The organism is Thermococcus sp. (genome assembly GCF_015523185.1).
Taxonomy (GTDB): domain Archaea; phylum Methanobacteriota_B; class Thermococci; order Thermococcales; family Thermococcaceae; genus Thermococcus.
In genome coordinates this window covers 15,643-34,250 of record NZ_WAKV01000076.1, presented here as the reverse complement: position 1 = coordinate 34,250, position 18,608 = coordinate 15,643, and the positions used below count along the sequence as shown (strand labels likewise).

Genomic DNA, 18,608 nt, shown 5'->3' with positions numbered 1-18,608 from the left:
AGAAAAAACTGCGAGGTGAGCGAGATGGACTGGAAGGAAATCTTTACGGGAGACTTTCTGGTAAACATGCTGAGTGTTCTGGCAGCACTCTTCGTCTGGGAGAAGTGGCTTAAGAAGATGCTGAAGGCCTGAACGCGCGGGAGCGAGTAACAGGGGGTGAAAAAAGTGTATAAGGTGAAGGAAACTCTGGATGACGTTCTCACCATGCAGGTGAAGAGCGTTGACATCCCGCGCAACGGGGTTATTGATAGCATTGCGCTTCTCGCGAACCTGACCCTCAGCAACTCGGACACGGCTAATGCCGCCACCGTTAGCATGGAGGACGTTCTTAAGGCCATCAATGAGATAAGGGTCGTTAGCAACGGTAATGTCGTCCACTACGCGCTGAGAGGTTCGGACATCGCTTACCTGAATGTTTATGACACTCACGGGAAGGCGCTTAACCTCGACGACACGGTTTCCGTTCCTGCGGGTGGGACGACTAACGTTCAGTTTCTCATAATGCTAGACGCTGGGAAGATTCATGCACTCATAAAGGACCAGCTTCAACTGAAAGTCGAGTGGAACACTAACGTGGCCGATAAAGTAACCCTCAGCGACGCGAGCATAAAGATAACTCTGGATAAAGAGGTTTATGAGAGCGGGGAAGAGTACGTTATGGCCTACGCGGGTCCTGAATATGGTGAGATTTTCATCGAGGAGCCGAAGGTTTACGCTATCGAGAAGAGCTTCAATGCGCTCGGAGAACTTACTGAGATATTTGAGCTTCCGGTCGGTTCAGTTCTTAAGCGCGCGCTTCTCGTCTTCTACGACGAGAACGGTAACCGTGCCGACATAGTTGACAAGTACGCGCTTGTCAGGACGAGGCCGGCGAGGATTGAGCTTTACAAGATTGACTACGCCACCAGCCGCGAGCTGGACAAGATTCAGTATAAGCTTTCGAGTGTTCCGACAGGAATGACGATGTTTGACTACGACCAGGAGGTTATACCTGGAGGCCTCGACCTTAGAGAGGAGGCCAGCGGAACGTTCAAGATTGCGCTTAAGACCAGTGCCGCGGGTAAGATTCGCTACATAAGCCACGAGATGAACCCGCAGGTTATCAGTCTCTGAGGTGGTGGGTATGGCGAGGAAGAAAAGAACCCACCGCAGGAGTCGCTGTTCCAGAAGGACTCGCAGAAAAAGGACTCGCAGGAGAAGGTGAACTTCTCTTTCTTTTTTAATCAGCTGGCTTGAATCAGAGGCTTAAATCAGTTCTCGGGGTGATTAAATTGGTCGTGACTCGAATTTATAAGCAGAGTGATTTAGAAGCCTTGAAGAAAAAAGAGGAGATTAAGAGAAAGCTTGGCGTTCCCGCAGACCCTAAACAGTGGAGTCATGAAGACCTTATGAAAGTTGACCGCTATTTTAGGAGCATTGGCTGGGACATGGCTATGTCCGGGTGTAATCCTGAGAGCTTCTTCTGGAAGAAGGATCCAGTGACAAACAAGGCGCTTTGTATGCTGTACAATGAGCTAATGATTGCAAGAGCAGGCGAGTCACTTCGCTCGGCAAGGAGGGATTTGGCGTATTTCGGGAGCATTTATCAGAAGCATTATGAAGAAGTCGAAAAAAGAGTTCAGAGCAGAGTATCCCACCTATCCGAGTACAACCAAATCATCAAAGTTAGAGTTGAAAAAAACACTGGGAAGAAGACATCAACCACGCCACCCACTCCTAAACCTGTCCTTGAAAAGCTTGAGCGGAATACTGGAATTAAGAGCGTTCCAAAGCCTGAACCAAAGCCGACCATTGTGGCGACGAGAGTTCCAACCAACGCTGAGCCTCACACCGTCCACGTTACCAGCGTCCGAGAGCAGAAACCGAAGAAGATTGACCTCAAGAAGGTCGGCCTCGCTATCGCGGCCTTGGCGGTTCTTTACTTCGTAAGGAGGCGGTGAGAATGAATGCTATTTCCAAGGACTATACGGGACTACTGGAGCTCCTGATGTATCTGGCAGGATTTCTCGCGATAATTTACGTGCTCTACAAACTCTTCGGTCTCTTCAAGGACCTAGGGGGTGACCTTGAGAAGAAGCTAAGCGAGGCAAAAGAGGACCTTCAAAATATGCTCAATGACCTCAACCCTTCTGATGCTCCAGAGAAGTTCAAGAAAACTGCTAAGGACATTGAAACGATAGTGGAAGGAACCCTGACCGGCAAGCAGAACACTCCAGAGTACAACAAGGCCATGACTGACCTCCACTACGGTGGAGCTCAGTGGGGTCCCGGAACCGGTGTGGACACCTCAAAAATCAAACAGGGGATTTTGAGAAAGCATGGCCAGGACATCATGCCGGGAGAGACTAAAGTCTTCCACGGCGGGACCTACACCGAGACGGTAGTGAACAACATGGTCAAATGTCAGTACGCTAGTGGAGAGGTCCTTACGAGGGAGGACTGTCTTGCGAGAAAGTATGGTTTCTCGACTTACGCGCAGTTCAACGCCTGGCTTGAGGGGGTTAAAGCGGCTTTGAAAGCAGAAGGTAAGGACCCGAGCCAGATGAGTCTCGACCAGATTGTCAAGTATGGTATGGAGCTCGAAAGGAAGAAAGAAGAATGGAAAAAGCAGAATCCCGACAAGGCAACGCCTGTTTTTGATGCCTACAATTCAGGACCTTCTTGGTTAAAGTCTTACCAGCTACCCCTCAAGAAATCTGAGGAGTTAATAAAGAAGGTTTATCCGAAGACTCCAGGAGGAATCAGCATCGAATACACTCCCGTAATTGGAGGTTCCTCAGCTGCAAGGGGATTATTACCAGTAGAGAATGGAGAGTATTTTGATATTAAAACTAGAAGAGTTTTGCCGATGCCTAAACCTATCTGGAATAGAGATATCTCTATTCAACCTATCTGGAAGAGAGATATCTTTGTGAGGTGATTACATATGGCTAGAGACCCCAAACTTGAGTTATTGCTACTAGAGGCAATAAAGAAAAAACTGAAAAAGAACGTTGTGAAAGTTCCACGCAGGTTTGATAGGGTAAAGTGTAAGTGGGAATACTTCGACCCCGATTCATTTGACTGGAGTTTAGACGTTACAAAGTTCCTTACAATAAACGTAGGTATGGACGTAGGCAAAGCGTATTTAATTGGTTGGTACAAAATACTTGATAAAAAGGTAGTCATCAGCAGGATACCAATTCATGGTTGGGTGAGATTTAACACTCAACCACCTTCTCTGCTTCCAGTTGTGATACTTGAAGCGTGGCAAAAAGGAGTTCACATTGAGACAGTTCACTTAACCTACCCAGGATACGAAGGATGGTATCTTGTGGCTATTCCCTGTAAGCTAATAAGATTCCAGGATGACATCCTTAGTTTATACGAAGCATGGGAAAAGAACCACTGTGGGAGAGCTAACAAAGAAATATCTCCTCCTCAAAAGCAACAGCATCAACTTAAAAGCCAGCCGAGTAAACCAGCAGAACATGAATCTATAGAAACCAATAAATCCATCGTCCTTAGAAGATATAATCCCACTCATATCATTCCCCACCCTCAGTTTATCTCACAACAGGGTTCAGTAATTGCTAATGGGATTTTACCTCAAGAAAACAAAACTCACGAAACAAACTTGAAAAAAGGTATCTTGGCAGTTTTGGGAATTGCAATCCTCTACTCACTTTTAAGGAAGTGAAAAACATGAAGCTAGATACAGAGGCCATCATTGATGCTTTCATTCTCTTCATTTTATGGATAGCCTTCATGATTTACCAGGAGAAGTTCAGGAGGAGGCTGAGGGTATGACTCCAGAGGACATCAACCTACTGTTCATGATAATAACCCCCATTGTCACGGCGGTCACCACGGCGTCAATAACTGCCAAGGCAAATGAGAGAGTCTTGAAAGATATCATCGCGCGCATTGACGACCTGGAAGAGCGTCTCTTCAACCATGAGAAGCGCCTGAGCCGGATTGAAGGGAGTCTCTCAAAGGAGGCGAGAGCATGAGCAGAAAGAACAGAAACATTTACCTCGGAAAGCGCGTTAAGGACACAGGAAAGAAGGGTCTTGACAACCTTAGGGAAGTCCGGGACATCTGCAAGGCCATTCTCGCGGATTTCAAACGGGGAAGAATTCCCTACAGTACTGCGATGAGGCGCTTAGTCTTCCTCAGAACAACTGTCATCAAGAGGAGCGAGAAGCTGGCCGGAAAGAAGAGGAAGGCGTACGCGATAGTGAGAGAGTATGAGAAGAGACTGAGGAGGATGAAGAAATGAATGGCGTGAACCTCATTGACTTCACCATGCCGACAGCCGTGCCTGCATCGGCCGGCGGAAAGGCTGGAATCACACTTCCGAAAAAGGAGCGGGAACAAACCGAGAAGGGGAAGAGGGAACAGACAAAGAAGGCCGACTGGTGGAAAGCACTCCTTCCCCTTCTCGGCATCGTCTTCGTGATTAAGCTCGCAACCTGGTTGGGGAGACGAAAGAGGTGATAGTATGAGCGAGATGAACGTGAATGCCTACTTCGAGCCGGCTGATAATGCCGTCGTCGAGCTGGCCGACGGCGAGAGGAGTCATGAAGTGGATTTTGGAACGCTGAGCTACATAACCGCAATAAGTGTCAGCCACGGAAACGACGATTACGTGATCGTCAAGGTAAGGAGGAAAGAAGACCCTAAACCGTTCTGGAGCGCGAAGTTCTACAAGGGACTGAACGGCCAAATCTTCATCCAGCCAATCCCAGCGAACCCGTTGAGAGAGGTTATCATCGAGGTCGAGCCTGGAGGCTCGTTGACTTCAATCAGCGACAGCGTCATCGTGAACGTGAGCTACATTCCGGGGAGGTGAGAGTATGCTGTTGATTAAAGGCGTTGGTGGTGGAGTAGTTCTTCCCAAAGTCGCTGAAATTGGGGGAATAAGTTCAGGAAGCATAATGGGTAAAGCAGTGATGTCTTACCCTCATACGCTCGCATTCAAAACAGATGGTAAAACTGTTCGGAGTTTCCCACATGCAGTCGCCTTTAGTGTTAATGGAAACGCCATTAGGAGTTTCCCGCATGTTAACACTTTTGGATTGGCTTTGGAGGTGAGCTAACATGGTCACGTATAATGTGATTACTGGGACGGCTAAGTTCAACGCTGAAAACAACTTAACTCAGCTTTCAGCCGGGGTGAAACTGAACATAGCGAGCATATGGAACGCAACACTTTATTACAAGATTACGATTGCCAATCAGGGGAGTCTTGGATGGACTTTTGATGATGGGACGACGGAAAAGAGCGGAACACTGAACGCTGGAGCTAACGTCTTAGAAACCCTCACTTTGGTAACCTCAAATATTCCAACTGAAACTACCAAAGACTCGCTACAGCTGAAGATAACTTATTATAAAAACTCTGATTTTACTGGACAGGTATCAGAGGATACAGTGAACGTCACGGCCTATGTGTTCATACAACAAAGCGATGGAACGTGGGGAAGTGCTGATTACCCGGAAGATGTCGTGCTTTTTGATAAGTTAGACAGGGATAAGACTACAATATCAAACTTGTGGGGTTTTGACTTTGATCTAGGAAGAGTGAACCTATCAACATCTCGTAGTGGCTATGTATATGTATCCTTAGACGAAGGCGTTCTACACCAAAACTCGATTGAATACTATAAGTCATCTACATGCAGTGGAAGCGGTAATATTTCAATGTACTTTAAGGACAAGTCTGATAACTCTAACATCACGGATAAGATCCTTTTAGTAGTAACCAAATCGTCTGGCGATGGTTCTCACAGATTCGAAGTGTGGGAGAACTCTCAACACTTACCCAATGCGGATTACACCCCACCCAGCAGTTGGAACAAAGCAATAATTAGTCTAAATTCGGCAGACTGGGTTAAGATATACATCTCCAATGGTGCATGTCATGCATCGTATTTATGGATTGATGCAGTTTACATTTTTAACAAGTTCTAAACCTCTTCTTTTTTCCTTGGGGAGGTGGTTCTCATGCTGGACGAACATGCCTTTCAGAGCTCTAAAATTCCAAGCTCTTCTTTCAGCTTGTCTACCATGTAATAATAGATCCTCACCGCATTCTTCACGTTCCAGCGGTAGTTCCTGCCACCAACGTTCTTCGGAGCGCGTCCCTGGAGGAACTCGATCAGGTGGAACGCATCGGCCGGCGGGTTTGGAACAGTCGTCATCACGTTATCGTTCATAAAGTTCTGCCAGAACTTCCTCAGCAAGGCAAGATCCTTCACCTTCTTGTAATCCCTGAAAAGCTTGTGTTTATCGGAGTTATCAGCCGTCAGCTTATACCCCGTGGTTCTAAACCACTCCAGCTCCGGAAGCAACTCCACCGGAAACATAGCCACGTATCCCCTCTTTGTCCCATGCTTCCTGGTCGGCAGTTTGACTCTTTCCATATCGTAAACCGCTATCTTCTCCCGCCACTCCTCTGGCAGGCCAAAGGCCTTGAAGGTTTCATCTACAACCCTCGGATCAAACTGGTTCAGCAGTTCTCTAACTTCATCGCCACGGAGACCGGTGAAGGCGAGAAGCTTGAGGTAGAGCCTGCGAGCTCTTAGAATCGTCTCGTTCTTACCCTTTAACTGCTTGAACATCTCCCTAATGTCCTCGGGGGTTATCACCTTGGCTGACTCGGCTCTCGCGTTGGTCTTGATGTTCGGGATGACAGCCTTGAAGTCAATGGCCTCGCTCTTTCTGATTCTTCCAGTATCAACCAAGAAGTTGATGTAACTCCGTATCGCGAGGTAGGCGTGGCGGTTGGGGTTGCCTCTCTTTGTCGGCGGGATTGACTCAACAATCCTCCTTAGCTCCTCGGGAGTGTTGGCCTTCTTTCCCCAGAGGTACTTGTCCAGCAGGGGGATGTATTTCTTGGCCATGCTCGGCGTGCGCCTCTTCACCCATTCTGCGTATTTCTGCCTGTCACGACCATAATGGATTTTGGCCGTTGAGTCTATCAAAGCCTTTCCTGTAAAAACGTTATCGGTGCTCGGCTCTTCTTTGTTGTCATCCTGACTGGAGAGGCCTTTATTGGGGGAAAGAAGAGTATCTTGAGTCCACCGCCTTTGACCAGGCTCGGCAACCCCCGCACCCTCGAAGGATTGGAGAGGATTTAATGTTTATAAACCTTGCTTCCTCAGCGCTCCATTCTCCTAACCCCTTCCTTTGTGCCGACCAGAACGAGGTCCGCTATGTCAGCGAAGATACCGTTCTCCACGACTCCTGGAATGTTGTTGAGCTCTATCTCAAGGTCGAGGGGGTCATCAATGCGGTGGAACCTCGCGTCAAGTATGAAGTTGCCGTTGTCCGTAACTACCGGCCCGTCCTTCTTCTCCGCCATTCTAAGCTCAGCAGTAGCATTAAAGACCTCTATCTCCTCCGCTATGGCCCTCCAGGCGGAAGGAATGACCTCAATTGGAACCGGCATTTTTTGCCCGAGCCACTCAACGAGCTTGCTCTCGTCAACAAGGACAACGAACATTCCCGCCCGGTATTCGATGATTTTCTCCATTGTCAGGGCACCACCGCGCCCCTTGATGAGGTTCATGTGGGGGTCAACTTCATCGGCACCGTCAACGGCTATGTCTATCGCGTCAACTTCGTCGAGGCCTACCACCGGGACACCGGATTCAAGGGCAAGAAGCCTTGCCTGATACGATGTGGGAACGCCGTAAACATCCTCAAGTTCCCCTTCCATTATGAGCTTTCCCAGGTATCTGATGAAGTATGCGGTAGTCGAACCAGTTCCGAGGCCAACGACCATCTCGTCCTCAATAAGCCTAAGGGCTTCCTTGGCGACTGCCTTTTTCATCTCCTCAACGTTCATGCAATCACCCCGAGAGAGTGGCATTGAATACACATTTTATCTTGGCGGTTCCGTTATGAACGAGCTTGTAGAGGAGGCTCTGGTTTGAGTAACAGACCGGCTGGAAGTTTATTGCCACCGAATAGCTGAGCATTGTGAAGTACAGCCAGAACAACAGCCAGCCCCAAAAGGCCTTTCTGAGTATCGCCCTTTCGTCTGGAACGTCTGGGGGAAGTTCTTTGATTAGTGCCATGACGAACTTGTCTATGATGAGGTAAAGCAGGAAACCGATTATCCATGCGCTTCTGTTGTAATACGCCAGCACTCCGCTGATTATGCCAGTGATAATGCCCCATAAATAAACCGCGAAAGAGAACTTGTACTCTATCTTCACGTTCTCCCACCTAAGAGGCTGTTGTGGAGGATATTTAAAACGTTATCGAAAAGAGAAAGGGCTCAGCAAGGCCCTCACTTGAGCCTTATGGCATCGAGGTTGTTAGGGGCGCGCGTTGATATGCCGAACTTCCTGTGGATGCTCGAGCTCAAATCAAGGCACTTGTGGGCCTCGCCGTGGACTGTGATAATTCTCTCAGGCCTCGGCCTGACCCTTGCGACGTAGCTTATGAGCTCCCTCCTGTCGGCGTGACCGGAGAAGCCGTCTATCGTGTGAACCTCCATGTTGACCTGGACCACTTCCGTCCTTCCGTCCTCGCCGATGAGCGGAATTTCCCTCAGGCCCCTCTGAACTTGCCTTCCGAGCGTTCCCTCCGCCTGATAGCTGACAAAGATTATGCTGTTCTTCGGGTCGGGGGCAAGCTGTTTGAAGTACTCAACGCTCGGCCCGCCGACGAGCATACCCGATGTTGCTATGATTATCGCGGGCTCGCCACTGTCTATGATGTCCTGCCTCTCCCTGCTGTTGGCCACGCTCTTGAATATTGGATTGAGAAACGGGTTGTAGCCCTCGTGGAATATCTGCTCGCGGAGGCTCTTGCTGAGGTATTCCGGATAGGCGGTGTGAATAGCGGTTGCCTCCCAAATCATTCCGTCGAGGTAAATCGGAACATCTATTCCCCCGACTCTAGCGTACTCCTCAAGAACCATCATTATCTCCTGAGCCCTTCCAACGGCCATCGCTGGAATGAGAACCTTTCCACCGCGTTTAATCGTCTCCCTTATGACCTCTATGAGCTTCTTCTCGGCCTCTTCACGGGGCATCTGGTAGTCGTTGCTCCCACCGTAGGTTGACTCCATGACGAGGGTCTCAAGCCTCGGGAACCTGCTCACAGCGGGCTCGAAGAGCCTAGTCGGGATGAACTTGAAGTCGCCGGTGATTGCTATGTTGTGCAGGCCGTTGCCTATGTGGAGGTGGACTATCGCCGAGCCAAGTATGTGGCCGGCGTTGTGGAGGGTCAGCCTTATGTCCGGGGCTATGTCCCTGACCTCGCCGTAGTCCAGGGTTATGGTGTGTTTTATGACCTCCTTGATGTCCCTTGGCCTGTACAGGGGCTCGACACCGTTCATGTGCTGAATTTCTATGAAGTCCTGCTGGAGGAGGGTCATTAGGTCCCTTGTCGGCGGGGTTGTGTAGATAGGCCCGTCGAAGAGTTTGTAGCGGAAGAGGTAGGGGAGCATTCCGCTGTGGTCAAGGTGGGCGTGGGTTATAATTATCGCATCAAGCAAACCCTCATCAAGAACGTAGCGGAATTCGGGAGCGTCGAAATGAGGAAACGCCCTAAGCGGGTCTTTCATCGCGGCTATGTTCACTCCAAAGTCAACCAAAACGTAGCTCTCGTCGGTCTGAACCAGAAGGGCACTCCTTCCGACCTCGCGGAAACCTCCAAGGCCGGTAATCCTAATCCACCGGCTCTTGTATTCAGACTTGCGGTAGATGTTCCTGCCGACATGCCTAAGGAACTTCCTCCTGTCCTTGCTCTCGTTCTGGAGAATCTGTCTTATAGAATAAATCGTCTGGCTTTGGAGCGGTGGGGTCCTGACGACCCTCGGCGCCCAGTGAACCTTCTGCGTGATTAACCGGAGGGTCTCACCGTTCTTGCCTATCACTAGTCCTGGCTTCTTGGCCTCTATCAGAACCTCGCCAACGGAGGGGTCGAAGCTGATATTGGTTATCTCGGCCTCCTCTGGAACGAGCTCTTTTATCATCTCCTCGGCCTTTTCTGGGGGAATCAAAATGTCCGGGTCCGGGCGAACGCTTATCCTCTTCTTGAGGACCTTCGCGAGGTTCCGTATGAGCTCGCCATCCTTCATTATAGCTTCGGGGTTCTTTGTGTAGATGACCAGCTCTGGCCCCTCGAACTCAACGTCCGTTATTCTGGCATTCGGCGGAACCATCTGGCTTATTACTTCTCGGATATCCTTGAGTATCTCGTCAACGTATGTCTCCCTCCGAATCAACGTCCTCACCTCAGAACAGCGCTTTTAGCTCCTCCTCAGTCCACTCGCGGTAGCCGTCCTTCGTCACGGTAACCAGCGTAACCCCACCTCCGGTGAAAACGTCCCTTCTGGTGGATGCCTTTATCGCCTTGAGGGCGAGCCTTATTCCATCTTCAAGTGAGAGGTCATCGCGGTAGTTCTCCTCGAGTATCGAGAAGGCGAACTCCATTCCGGAACCGGCGGCGGTGAACTTGTCCTCCGTGACGCCACCGGCCATGTCGATAGAGAAGAGCGCTGGCTTCTCGTCGTAACCGGCTATGAGAAACCAGCCGAAGTAGGGCATGAACCTGCTTCCGTGAAGTATGTTTGCCGTTAAAGTTGCTAAGGCTCTAACGCTCATCTCTCTACCGACCCTCGCACGGTAGAGCTTTGCCTCAGCGCGAAGGAGCCTTACGAGGCTGAGTATGTCACCGACGCTTCCAGCCCCTGCCAGGGCCAGGTGCTCGTCTATCTGGAAGACCTTTGTGACGCCCTCAGAAAGCACCATGTTGCCCAGCGACGCCCTCCTGTCGGCGGCTAAAACTACACCGTCCCTGCAAACTACACCGACGGTAGTGGTTCCCTTTAGGTTCTCAGTCAACTACAACACCCCTGGAGTTGGTTTTTAGAATAGAAGAACCTCTGAACCCCGCTTATAGAAAGAGTATTTAAAGGTTTCGCCCAACTCCCTCAGGTGGCTGCCATGGAGAAAGAGATAATACTACTAACCGGCCCACCTTTGAACGGGCGCGACGAGTACCTAAGTGAAGCCCTTGAAAGGGCCAGCGGGGAGAGCTACGTCTACTACCACGTCTTTGAATACCTCCGCGAGGTTGGAAAGGAGAGGGGGGTTAAGATAACTAGGAAAAACGTCCTCGACTTTGCGATAAGCCATCAGGACTTGATGAACGAAATCCGTGATGAAGCCTTCGAGAGGATAAGGAACGAGATAGACGGGAGCGACAAGGTGTTTCACCTCGTATCAACGCCAAGCCTCTTCCGCTGGGGTAGCGGAAGCGTTATAGGTTTCACCCTCAGTAATTTAAAGCTCCTGAAACCTAACAGGGTGATAATAGTCCTGGATGACGTACTCTCGGTAAGGAGGAGAATAATAAACGACCCAGAGTGGTTCGAGCGCTTCGGAAACAACCCGGATAATATAAAGCTCACCACCCTCGTCATGTGGCGTGAAGATGCCATAAACCACGTCAAAACGCTCGTCCACGAGCTCAAGAAGGAGGGCATAAACGTCCGCTACATCCTCCAGTTCGGCATAAGACATCCCTATGAGGTCTTCCTCGACCTGATATTCCGGGAAAAGGAAAAGCCACTCGTCTATCTCAGTTACCCGATGACGGGACACGAAGAAGAGTACTACCACCGCGTTAGGGACTTCTACAACAAACTGAGCGAGCACTTTACCGTTCTCGACCCCGGAGCTCTGGACGACTGGTGGGTTGTGGCAGAGTACGACAACCAGGTCATGAAAAACCCGAACGTAAAGAAAATCAGGATAAAGCACCTTCTCGACGGCAACGAAGTTGATGAACTTGAGAGGGAGGACATAGAGCAGGCCACCGAGATACTCAGGAGACAGCTCGTCGAGCGCGATTTCAATCTCGTTGATGTCAGCAGGGCGATAGCGGTCTACCACTACGCCGAAGGGGTTTCCGCTGGAGTTGTTAGCGAGATGGCAGAGGCATATAGAACGCTTGCGGCCATATACCTCTATTATCCCTTCAAGAGGAGGCCCAGTCCCTTCATGGAGTTCTACGGCATGCAGAATCCCTCAAGGAGGACGATGTTTCGGAACGAGGATGAGATGATACGGGCTATGGTCGAGGAAAAAGACTACTGGACAAAGGGCTGATTTTTTCTTTTATTCTCAAAAACCTGGGGAGAATTGAGAAGAAAAGGGGAGAAAAATCACTTCTTGACCCATCCGCGGTGCTTCATGGCCTCGTAGACCCTCTGGACAGCTACGACGTAAGCTGCATCCCTCATGTGGATGTTCTTCTCCTTATGGGTGTTGAAGACGTCCCAAAAGGCCTTGGTCATCTTGTCGTCGAGCCTCTTCCTGGTCTCTTCGACCGTCCAGTAGAAGCCGTTGATGTTCTGGACCCACTCGAAGTAGCTGACGGTGACACCACCGGCGTTACAGAGGAAGTCCGGAATCTGGAGGATGCCCTTCTCGTGGAGTATCTCATCGGCCTCCGGAGTAACGGGTCCGTTGGCAACCTCGGCGACAATCTTGGCCTTAACCTTGTCGGCGTTTTCCTTGGTTATAACGCCCTCAATGGCCGCGGGGGCGAGAATGTCAACCTCAAGCTCGAGGAGCTCCTCATTGGTTATGTTCTGAGTTCCGGGCATGTCCTTAACTGAGCCGTGCTCCTTCTTCCACTTGAGAACCTCGTCAGCCGGCGGGAGCCCGTCGGGGTTGTAGATACCGCCCTTGCTGTCACTTACGGCGACTACCTTCATGCCGAACTCCTCGCTCATTATCTTGTGGAGGTAGTAACCGGCGTTACCGTAGCCTTGTATGGCTATGGTCTTGCCCTTCAGCTCGTCCCAGCCGAGGGCCTTGGCGGCTTCTCTAATGGTGAAGGCGGCGCCTCTGGCAGTTGCGTCCATCCTAGCGATGATACCACCAACTCCGGGCGGCTTTCCAGTTATGACACCAAAGGCCGGGCCCTTGCGCCTCATTATGGTCTCATACTCGTCCATCATCCAGGCCATTATCTTGGGGTTGGTGTAAACGTCAGGGGCCGGAATGTCGGTCCACGGGCCGATGACGTCGTAAACGGCCCTTATATATGAGCGGGCGAGCCTCTCCTGTTCCCTCTCGCTGAGCTTCTTCGGGTCAACGATGATACCACCCTTACCGCCACCGTAGGGGAGGTCAACGACTGCAACCTTCCAGGTCATCCATGTTGCCAGGGCCTTAACGGTGCTGAGTGTCTCGGCCGGGTGCCAGCGAATGCCACCCTTTGTTGGCCCTCTCGCCCAGTTGTGCTGAACGCGGAAACCTGTGAAGACCTTAACAGAACCGTCGTCCATCTCAACGGGGACACTAACCTCAACAATCCTCATAGGCCTCTTGAGCCACTCAAGGGCCTCCTCACTTATGTCCATGAACTGGGCGGCCCTTTCAAGCTGCTTAACGGCCATCTCAAAGGGGTCAATCTCGACCATTTCTATCACCTCAGTTTCGGTAATCTGCGAGGTTACTTTAGGCGTTTGCATATATAAACCTTTCGGGAAAGAAGGAAGGAAAACGCCCTGTTTTCAACAAAAAGTTAGCATCTTAAATTTTCGGGGAAATAAAAAGCGCTCCCGAAATTTTTAGCCAAAAAGAGGGATGTACATCCAAGATTTTATGGACATTAGTGAACACTAAAATCCAATGATGGAAAACAATGAAAAACCCTCAGCGAGAAGTCGGTCATCACCCCGTCAGCTCACTCTCGTTCCAATCATCGGGCGCCTTGTGTTGAACAGAACAGTTTAAAACCCTTTCTTGAACTATACCTCATGTTTTATTTTGTCATATTAGCAGGTTGATTCTAAAGCTATTTGTCATTATGTAACAGATAAAAGCGCGGGAGGGGGAATTTATGAAAGAATGACAATCAGGGCGTTTCATAATATTTTACGGCAGAGTAAAACGTTTTTTGTAGAAAAAGAGATGCAAAAAGCTTTTTAAACGATGATAACCTTTATACATAGTGCCCCTCTTTGGAGGGGTACCCACCGATATAATTCACTCCTGAATGGAGGTGATTAAAAATGGAGCAACAGAGAGACCAATGGGCAACCAAGATTGGTTTAATTCTTGCTATGGCTGGAAACGCAGTCGGACTGGGTAACTTCGTCAGATTCCCAACGCAGGTTGCCCAGAACGGTGGCGGCGCATTCATGGTGCCGTACTTCCTAGCACTGTTCTTCCTAGGAATACCCATCATGTGGGTTGAATGGGTTGCCGGAAGGTACGGAGGTAAATACGGTCACGGAACACTCGGTCCCAGTTATTACCTCATGGCAAGGGAGAGCCTTAAGCCAAGGAGCGCCCTCATAATGGGAATAATCAGCGGTATGGTAGCTTTTGCCGGGGTTACACTGCTCAACAGCTACTACCTGCACCTTATAGGCTGGTCTGCCGCGTACACGTGGTTCAGCATTACCGGAGCATACTTCGGCAAGAACACAGGACAGTTTTTCACCAACTACCTCAACAACCACGCTGAAGTTTTCCTGTTCTGGGGTATCACAATAGTTACCATAGCCATAGCGGTTGGAAGAGGTGTCAGCAAGGGTATTGAGAAGTGGGTCAAGATAATGATGCCATTACTGTATGTCTTTGCCATCATAATGGTCGGATATGTCTTCGTTCTTGGTTCCCCGATTGACCCTAACTGGAGCACCCTCGACGGTTTTGCCTTCATCTGGACTCCAAACTGGGCTTACCTCAAGGAGCACTTCGCGGCGGTTATGCTCGCGGCATCGGGACAGATATTCTTCACGCTTTCCCTCGGTATGGGTATAATACAGAACTACGCAAGTTATCTCGGGCCAAACGATGACGTCGCCCTCTCAGGCATTGCAACGGTTTCGCTCAACGAGTTTGCAGAGGTTGTTCTCGGTGGTTCACTTGCAATACCCCTCGCAACCGCCTACGCTCCAAAGATAGTGCCACCTGATGTGCTTGCCCAGGGCAAGAGCGCCGCCCTATCATGGATAGGCCACAAGTTTGGCCTTGGCTTTGCTTACACCAGCCTGCCAAACGCATTCGTCAGCATGGGACAGATTGGAAGGTTCTTCGGCGCACTGTGGTTCCTGCTCCTGTGGTTCGCAGGATGGACGTCGGCAATAGCGATGTACAACTACCTCGTGGCCCTCTTTGAAGAGGACCTTGGAATCAAGAGGAACGTTGGGACGTGGTTAGTTCTGATAATGTACTTCATTCTTGGACTGCCGGTCATATACATTGGCCTTGACAAATATGTTACACCGCTTGACAACTGGATAAGCTTCCAGCTGACCCTGTTGGCACTCATTGACATCATAGTTGCAGTGTATCTGTTCAAGCCAGACAACTTCTGGGAGGAACTCCACAAGGGGGCTTATGTTAAGATACCAACGTTCTACAAGTGGATAACCCTCATCGTGGCACCAATATTCCTGCTTATCCCGTTGGTTGGAACGTTCAAGGGCTTCGTCAGCGGAGGAATACCTCCAACCGTCGGTGCAGTGATTATAATAATGTTCATCATTGGAGCTATCGAAACGTACTTTGCCATTAAGAAGAAGTACGGCGAGGAAATCAAGAGAAACGAGGTGCTGATAAAGGTCTGAGGTGGTAGAAATGGGGAGCTGGGTTATCTACATGCTCTTCGCATGGTTTGTAATTTTTGCAATGATGTTCTGGAGCATAGGAAGGCTCCTTGAAGCCGAGAAACAGGGGCAAGGGTCTTAAACCCCCTTCTTTTTTTAGTTTTGGAGGGATAGTGGTGAAAAGCCCGGGAATTCTTGAGGATACGGCAGAGGTTCTGGAAACGACGATACCAAGGGTAGAAAGGCTAACCGTCCTGAACGAGAAGGAAAAGAAAAAGGTCATCTCACTCCTCAAGGAAGCCACTGAAAACTTCAGACGGCTAGCTAAAAACGTTAAAAAAGACAATGTCGAACTGGCAGAGTTTTTCTTTAAAAAGGCCAAAGAGCTGAAAAATATGAGCACCGATAAGGGCATTGAAAGGGAAGGAAAGAAGAAATATCTTGAGAGAGCCAAAAAAATGAATCTATACTCCAAATCAGCAGTCTATGACTTCGACCCTGAAATGCTCAAGGCCTTGAAGAAGGCCTACAGGACATATATTTTCGGGATGACTGCGTTCTTCCTTCTTGTCGGGGTATACATGAGCCAGATAATGGCAGTGACGGCCCTTATTCTTGCGATTCCAATAATACTGTCCATGCTGTCCCTTCAGAGGAGGGGATACTTAGGCCTTCTGCTTGCGTACTCTGCGGCACCAATACCGATAATTCAGGGAGTAATGGGCCTGACCTACGGAATAAGGCAACTAACAACACCGGGGGCAATAGAAAAAATAGCCGGGACTATAAACAAAAGCCCCCAGTTCGTTGAGGGATGGCTGATATTCATGGTCGTCCTGAGTGCCGTTGAACTGTACCTGATACTATCCGGGCTTTACCTCCTCTACAAGCACCGCCACGCGTTCCTCTAAAGCTGTTCCACGAACCTTCTCAACCTTTTTATTGATATCCCTGTTCTTCTCGTGAGCTCCTCAAGGTCAGCATGAAGTAAATCCTCCGGTGTTTTTACACCGGCTTTGTTGAGCCTCGTGAGGGTTTTGGGACCTATGCCCTTAACGTCCATAAGGCGCTTTAACCTCGGCGCGCGTTTCTTTTCTTCTTTCAGCCTTCCGGCCGTTGAAACCCTTTCAACCCTTTTGACGAGCCTCGTGTCAAGCCTTCTTGCAAGGGGAATCTTTGGCTTTCTCCTCTTAACAAAAGCCAGCGGTGTGACGTAGAACCTCTCACCGGAACCCTTGAAAACACCTTCCCCAAGCTCAACCCCAGCCTCCACGAAGGTTTCCCCGGCTTCCTCCTCTTTCGCCTCCGGCGGAACCTCTGGTGGTTCAACGAACTCCTTCAGCTCCGGCGGGTTAGTGCTTATGTAGTGGACTACCAAGACGGGCCTGAATGGGTTGTCACGCTCCTCAAGTCCTTCGAGGAGGGAGACATCCATCTCGCCCGTCTTGAAGTATCTTACAATTTCGTTAGCCAGCCTGTGGAAGTCCCTGCTGTGGGCTAGTATTCTTCTCTTCGCGTACTCCCTGGCCTGCCCAGTGGTTATTAAAAATTCCCAGTCGCTTGCCTCAAGGATTAGAAGTTCTCTCGCCAACTGCCCTATGGCCCTGTCTCCAAGTCTGTCTTTTCCGTAAAAGCGACTCGCTATAGCTACCATTCTCTCCTCTGCCCTGTAGACTTCCTCCCAGGCCCATTCGGTTTCCTTGTTCCACCACGTTGAGTGGTCCGCGTTGGCACCCCAAGACCCCTCTGGGAGTTCAATCTCAAGTTTCTCGCCCGGGTAGTTGTCGAGGAAAGCCGACAGCGTCGTCGTCCTGATTCCACTTTCAGCCAGAAGCTCAAGAACGCGTCCGAGCCATTTAACCCCTTCATACCACCAGTGGCCGAAGAGTTCCGTATCGTAGGGCGAAACGACTATTCCCTTATCACCGGTTTTTTCCTCGAATTTCTTCAAGAGAGTTCCAACGAGCCGAACGAAGTGTCTTGCATGCTCTTCAACCCGTCCCATGGCTTTAGAGGGGTCGTAGAAGTCCTTATCACCGAGGTCAATATCTTTTCCAGTCACGCGCCAGTACTGATTTCCGCTCCTTTCGGCCTTCCTATGGAACTCCCTGTACCAGAAATCACCAGGATAGCCAAAATTGGCGCTCCAGACCTGATGACCAGTGTCCCTGTTCCTCCCGAAGACGGCAACCTTCGAACCCTTAACCCAGTACGGCCTCAGCGTCGCGAGAGAACCGGCGGGAACGGGCTCACCGTAGGAGCCACTAACCGGACCGCCGTCAACGAGATTGCTCTCAACGAAGAAGTATTTTATACCGAACTCCTCTAGGAACTTCTCGATACCCTTTCTCCTAACTTTCCTTCCACCCGGGAGTTCCCATTCCCCTTCGGGCCTGTAGGCGCACTCGGAAATCCACATTCCTCTAGGTTTTTTCCCAAAGTGCTTCTCGTAGGTCGCTATACCGTTCGCTATCTGGGCCCTTATTGCTTCCTCCCTGAGGAGAAGGGGCAAGTAAGCGTGCGTTGCCGGGGAGGTTATAATCTCAAGGTAGCCCTGCTCCTGCAACTCCCGGAACTTACCAACGATGTTACTGTTTATGGCCTTCCAGTAAGAGTAGACACGCTCAAAGTGGTTAAGGACAGCTTTGACTGGTTTTTCAGGGTATCTGCCCGATTCAAGGTCTTCTCGGGTTCTCTTGATTTTTCTGAGGAGGTATTTCTCGAACTCTGCCTTAATGTATTCGTCGGCGAGCTGTTCCATGAGAACCGGTGTTATGTTGACGACCAGCTGAAAGCGAACGCCGGAATCGCGGAGCCTTTCGAACTCCATCAGAAGGGGCAGATAACTCTCGCTCATCGCCTCGTAGAGCCACTCCTCCCCAAAGGGCCACTTCCCGTGCTTTCTAACGTATGGCAGATGAGTGTGAAGGACAAAGGTAACGTAGCCTCTCATAGTATCACCGGTGGTGTTTAAGTTTCATCGTATTTAACCTTATTCGGAACAGGCCTGTCATCATGTCCAGAGATGTGC

20 protein-coding genes and 1 tRNA gene are annotated in these 18,608 nt (G+C 50.0%); 13 read left to right on the top strand and 8 right to left on the bottom strand.

The window, feature by feature from the left end; translation table 11 throughout:
* Nucleotides 1-165 precede the first annotated feature (165 nt).
* From F7B33_RS08760 to F7B33_RS08715, 10 genes are all read left to right on the top strand, one after another.
* A complete protein-coding gene (locus tag F7B33_RS08760; RefSeq protein ID WP_297074164.1) occupies nucleotides 166-1,113 on the top strand; it encodes a hypothetical protein in 948 nt (315 codons plus the stop codon).
* A 164-nt stretch (nucleotides 1,114-1,277) separates the two neighbouring features.
* A complete protein-coding gene (locus tag F7B33_RS08755; RefSeq protein ID WP_297065644.1) occupies nucleotides 1,278-1,940 on the top strand; it encodes a hypothetical protein in 663 nt (220 codons plus the stop codon).
* 2 nt (nucleotides 1,941-1,942) lie between these two features.
* A complete protein-coding gene (locus F7B33_RS08750) occupies nucleotides 1,943-2,920 on the top strand; it encodes a hypothetical protein (RefSeq protein WP_297065647.1) in 978 nt (325 codons plus the stop codon).
* Between the two features lie 6 nt (nucleotides 2,921-2,926).
* Nucleotides 2,927-3,679 carry a hypothetical protein gene (locus tag F7B33_RS08745; protein WP_297065648.1) on the top strand — a complete coding sequence of 251 codons (753 nt, stop codon included), beginning with the start codon at nucleotides 2,927-2,929 and terminating at the stop codon, nucleotides 3,677-3,679.
* A 55-nt stretch (nucleotides 3,680-3,734) separates the two neighbouring features.
* Complete coding sequence (locus tag F7B33_RS08740; protein ID WP_297074163.1) at nucleotides 3,735-3,992, top strand: hypothetical protein; 258 nt, start codon at nucleotides 3,735-3,737, stop codon at nucleotides 3,990-3,992.
* Nucleotides 3,989-4,261, top strand: coding sequence for a hypothetical protein (locus F7B33_RS08735; RefSeq protein ID WP_297065654.1), 273 nt, complete (start codon nucleotides 3,989-3,991; stop codon nucleotides 4,259-4,261). Before F7B33_RS08740 ends, F7B33_RS08735 begins: the two co-directional genes overlap by 4 nt.
* Nucleotides 4,258-4,479 carry a hypothetical protein gene (locus F7B33_RS08730; protein WP_297065657.1) on the top strand — a complete coding sequence of 74 codons (222 nt, stop codon included), beginning with the start codon at nucleotides 4,258-4,260 and terminating at the stop codon, nucleotides 4,477-4,479. Before F7B33_RS08735 ends, F7B33_RS08730 begins: the two co-directional genes overlap by 4 nt.
* Before the next feature lie 4 nt (nucleotides 4,480-4,483).
* Nucleotides 4,484-4,834, top strand: coding sequence for a hypothetical protein (locus tag F7B33_RS08725; protein ID WP_297074162.1), 351 nt, complete (start codon nucleotides 4,484-4,486; stop codon nucleotides 4,832-4,834).
* Nucleotides 4,835-4,838: 4 nt separating this feature from the next.
* Nucleotides 4,839-5,081, top strand: coding sequence for a hypothetical protein (locus tag F7B33_RS08720; RefSeq protein WP_297074161.1), 243 nt, complete (start codon nucleotides 4,839-4,841; stop codon nucleotides 5,079-5,081).
* 1 nt (nucleotide 5,082) lies between these two features.
* Nucleotides 5,083-5,955, top strand: a complete 873-nt coding sequence (locus F7B33_RS08715; protein WP_297074160.1) for a hypothetical protein — start codon at nucleotides 5,083-5,085, stop codon at nucleotides 5,953-5,955.
* Between the two features lie 53 nt (nucleotides 5,956-6,008).
* Here F7B33_RS08715 and F7B33_RS08710 read toward each other — a convergent pair whose 3' ends face one another.
* From F7B33_RS08710 to psmB, 6 genes are all read right to left on the bottom strand, one after another.
* Nucleotides 6,009-6,887, bottom strand: a complete 879-nt coding sequence (locus F7B33_RS08710) for an integrase (RefSeq protein WP_297065669.1) — start codon at nucleotides 6,885-6,887, stop codon at nucleotides 6,009-6,011.
* Nucleotides 6,862-7,097 (bottom strand) — tRNA-Leu (locus F7B33_RS08705). The genes F7B33_RS08710 and F7B33_RS08705 overlap by 26 nt, the downstream gene beginning before the upstream one ends.
* A gap of 47 nt (nucleotides 7,098-7,144) precedes the next feature.
* Complete coding sequence (gene rpiA / locus F7B33_RS08700) at nucleotides 7,145-7,834, bottom strand: ribose-5-phosphate isomerase RpiA (RefSeq protein WP_297065672.1); 690 nt, start codon at nucleotides 7,832-7,834, stop codon at nucleotides 7,145-7,147.
* A 4-nt stretch (nucleotides 7,835-7,838) separates the two neighbouring features.
* Complete coding sequence (locus F7B33_RS08695) at nucleotides 7,839-8,207, bottom strand: hypothetical protein (RefSeq protein WP_297074159.1); 369 nt, start codon at nucleotides 8,205-8,207, stop codon at nucleotides 7,839-7,841.
* 74 nt (nucleotides 8,208-8,281) lie between these two features.
* Nucleotides 8,282-10,228 carry a beta-CASP ribonuclease aCPSF1 gene (locus F7B33_RS08690; RefSeq protein WP_297065681.1) on the bottom strand — a complete coding sequence of 649 codons (1,947 nt, stop codon included), beginning with the start codon at nucleotides 10,226-10,228 and terminating at the stop codon, nucleotides 8,282-8,284.
* 10 nt (nucleotides 10,229-10,238) lie between these two features.
* On the bottom strand, nucleotides 10,239-10,847 hold the full coding sequence (psmB, locus tag F7B33_RS08685; protein ID WP_297074157.1) for an archaeal proteasome endopeptidase complex subunit beta: 609 nt from the start codon (nucleotides 10,845-10,847) through the stop codon (nucleotides 10,239-10,241).
* Between the two features lie 102 nt (nucleotides 10,848-10,949).
* Here psmB and F7B33_RS08680 point away from each other — a divergent pair, with 102 nt between their 5' ends.
* Complete coding sequence (locus F7B33_RS08680; RefSeq protein ID WP_297065733.1) at nucleotides 10,950-12,116, top strand: hypothetical protein; 1,167 nt, start codon at nucleotides 10,950-10,952, stop codon at nucleotides 12,114-12,116.
* Nucleotides 12,117-12,172: 56 nt separating this feature from the next.
* Here the strand turns inward: F7B33_RS08680 and gdhA are convergent, their stop codons facing one another.
* Complete coding sequence (gene gdhA / locus F7B33_RS08675; protein ID WP_297074156.1) at nucleotides 12,173-13,438, bottom strand: glutamate dehydrogenase; 1,266 nt, start codon at nucleotides 13,436-13,438, stop codon at nucleotides 12,173-12,175.
* 594 nt (nucleotides 13,439-14,032) lie between these two features.
* On the opposite strand from gdhA, the gene F7B33_RS08670 reads away from it, so the two are divergent.
* Together F7B33_RS08670 and F7B33_RS08665 are read left to right on the top strand one after the other, a co-directional pair.
* Nucleotides 14,033-15,598: a sodium-dependent transporter gene (locus tag F7B33_RS08670; protein ID WP_297065690.1), complete on the top strand. Its 1,566-nt coding sequence runs from the start codon at nucleotides 14,033-14,035 to the stop codon at nucleotides 15,596-15,598.
* Between the two features lie 155 nt (nucleotides 15,599-15,753).
* Nucleotides 15,754-16,488 (top strand): alpha-glucosidase, encoded by a 735-nt coding sequence (locus F7B33_RS08665; protein WP_297065693.1) that lies wholly within the window; start codon nucleotides 15,754-15,756, stop codon nucleotides 16,486-16,488.
* Here the strand turns inward: F7B33_RS08665 and F7B33_RS08660 are convergent.
* Nucleotides 16,485-18,530, bottom strand: coding sequence for a 1,4-alpha-glucan branching protein (locus F7B33_RS08660; protein WP_297065696.1), 2,046 nt, complete (start codon nucleotides 18,528-18,530; stop codon nucleotides 16,485-16,487). The genes F7B33_RS08665 and F7B33_RS08660 overlap by 4 nt on opposite strands.
* Nucleotides 18,531-18,608: the final 78 nt, after the last annotated feature.

Excerpts from the sequence above, each read along its gene's own strand:
- F7B33_RS08750 (WP_297065647.1), top strand. The coding sequence starts at position 1,943 with ATGAATGCTATTTCCAAGGACTATACGGGACTACTGGAGCTCCTGATG.
- F7B33_RS08745 (WP_297065648.1), top strand. The coding sequence starts at position 2,927 with ATGGCTAGAGACCCCAAACTTGAGTTATTGCTACTAGAGGCAATAAAG.
- F7B33_RS08740 (WP_297074163.1), top strand. The coding sequence starts at position 3,735 with ATGGATAGCCTTCATGATTTACCAGGAGAAGTTCAGGAGGAGGCTGAG.
- F7B33_RS08735 (WP_297065654.1), top strand. The coding sequence starts at position 3,989 with ATGAGCAGAAAGAACAGAAACATTTACCTCGGAAAGCGCGTTAAGGAC.
- F7B33_RS08730 (WP_297065657.1), top strand. The coding sequence starts at position 4,258 with ATGAATGGCGTGAACCTCATTGACTTCACCATGCCGACAGCCGTGCCT.
- F7B33_RS08725 (WP_297074162.1), top strand. The coding sequence starts at position 4,484 with ATGAGCGAGATGAACGTGAATGCCTACTTCGAGCCGGCTGATAATGCC.
- F7B33_RS08720 (WP_297074161.1), top strand. The coding sequence starts at position 4,839 with ATGCTGTTGATTAAAGGCGTTGGTGGTGGAGTAGTTCTTCCCAAAGTC.
- F7B33_RS08715 (WP_297074160.1), top strand. The coding sequence starts at position 5,083 with ATGGTCACGTATAATGTGATTACTGGGACGGCTAAGTTCAACGCTGAA.
- F7B33_RS08710 (WP_297065669.1), bottom strand. The coding sequence starts at position 6,887 with ATGGCCAAGAAATACATCCCCCTGCTGGACAAGTACCTCTGGGGAAAG.
- rpiA (WP_297065672.1), bottom strand. The coding sequence starts at position 7,834 with ATGAACGTTGAGGAGATGAAAAAGGCAGTCGCCAAGGAAGCCCTTAGG.
- F7B33_RS08680 (WP_297065733.1), top strand. The coding sequence starts at position 10,950 with ATGGAGAAAGAGATAATACTACTAACCGGCCCACCTTTGAACGGGCGC.
- gdhA (WP_297074156.1), bottom strand. The coding sequence starts at position 13,438 with ATGGTCGAGATTGACCCCTTTGAGATGGCCGTTAAGCAGCTTGAAAGG.
- F7B33_RS08670 (WP_297065690.1), top strand. The coding sequence starts at position 14,033 with ATGGAGCAACAGAGAGACCAATGGGCAACCAAGATTGGTTTAATTCTT.
- F7B33_RS08660 (WP_297065696.1), bottom strand. The coding sequence starts at position 18,530 with ATGAGAGGCTACGTTACCTTTGTCCTTCACACTCATCTGCCATACGTT.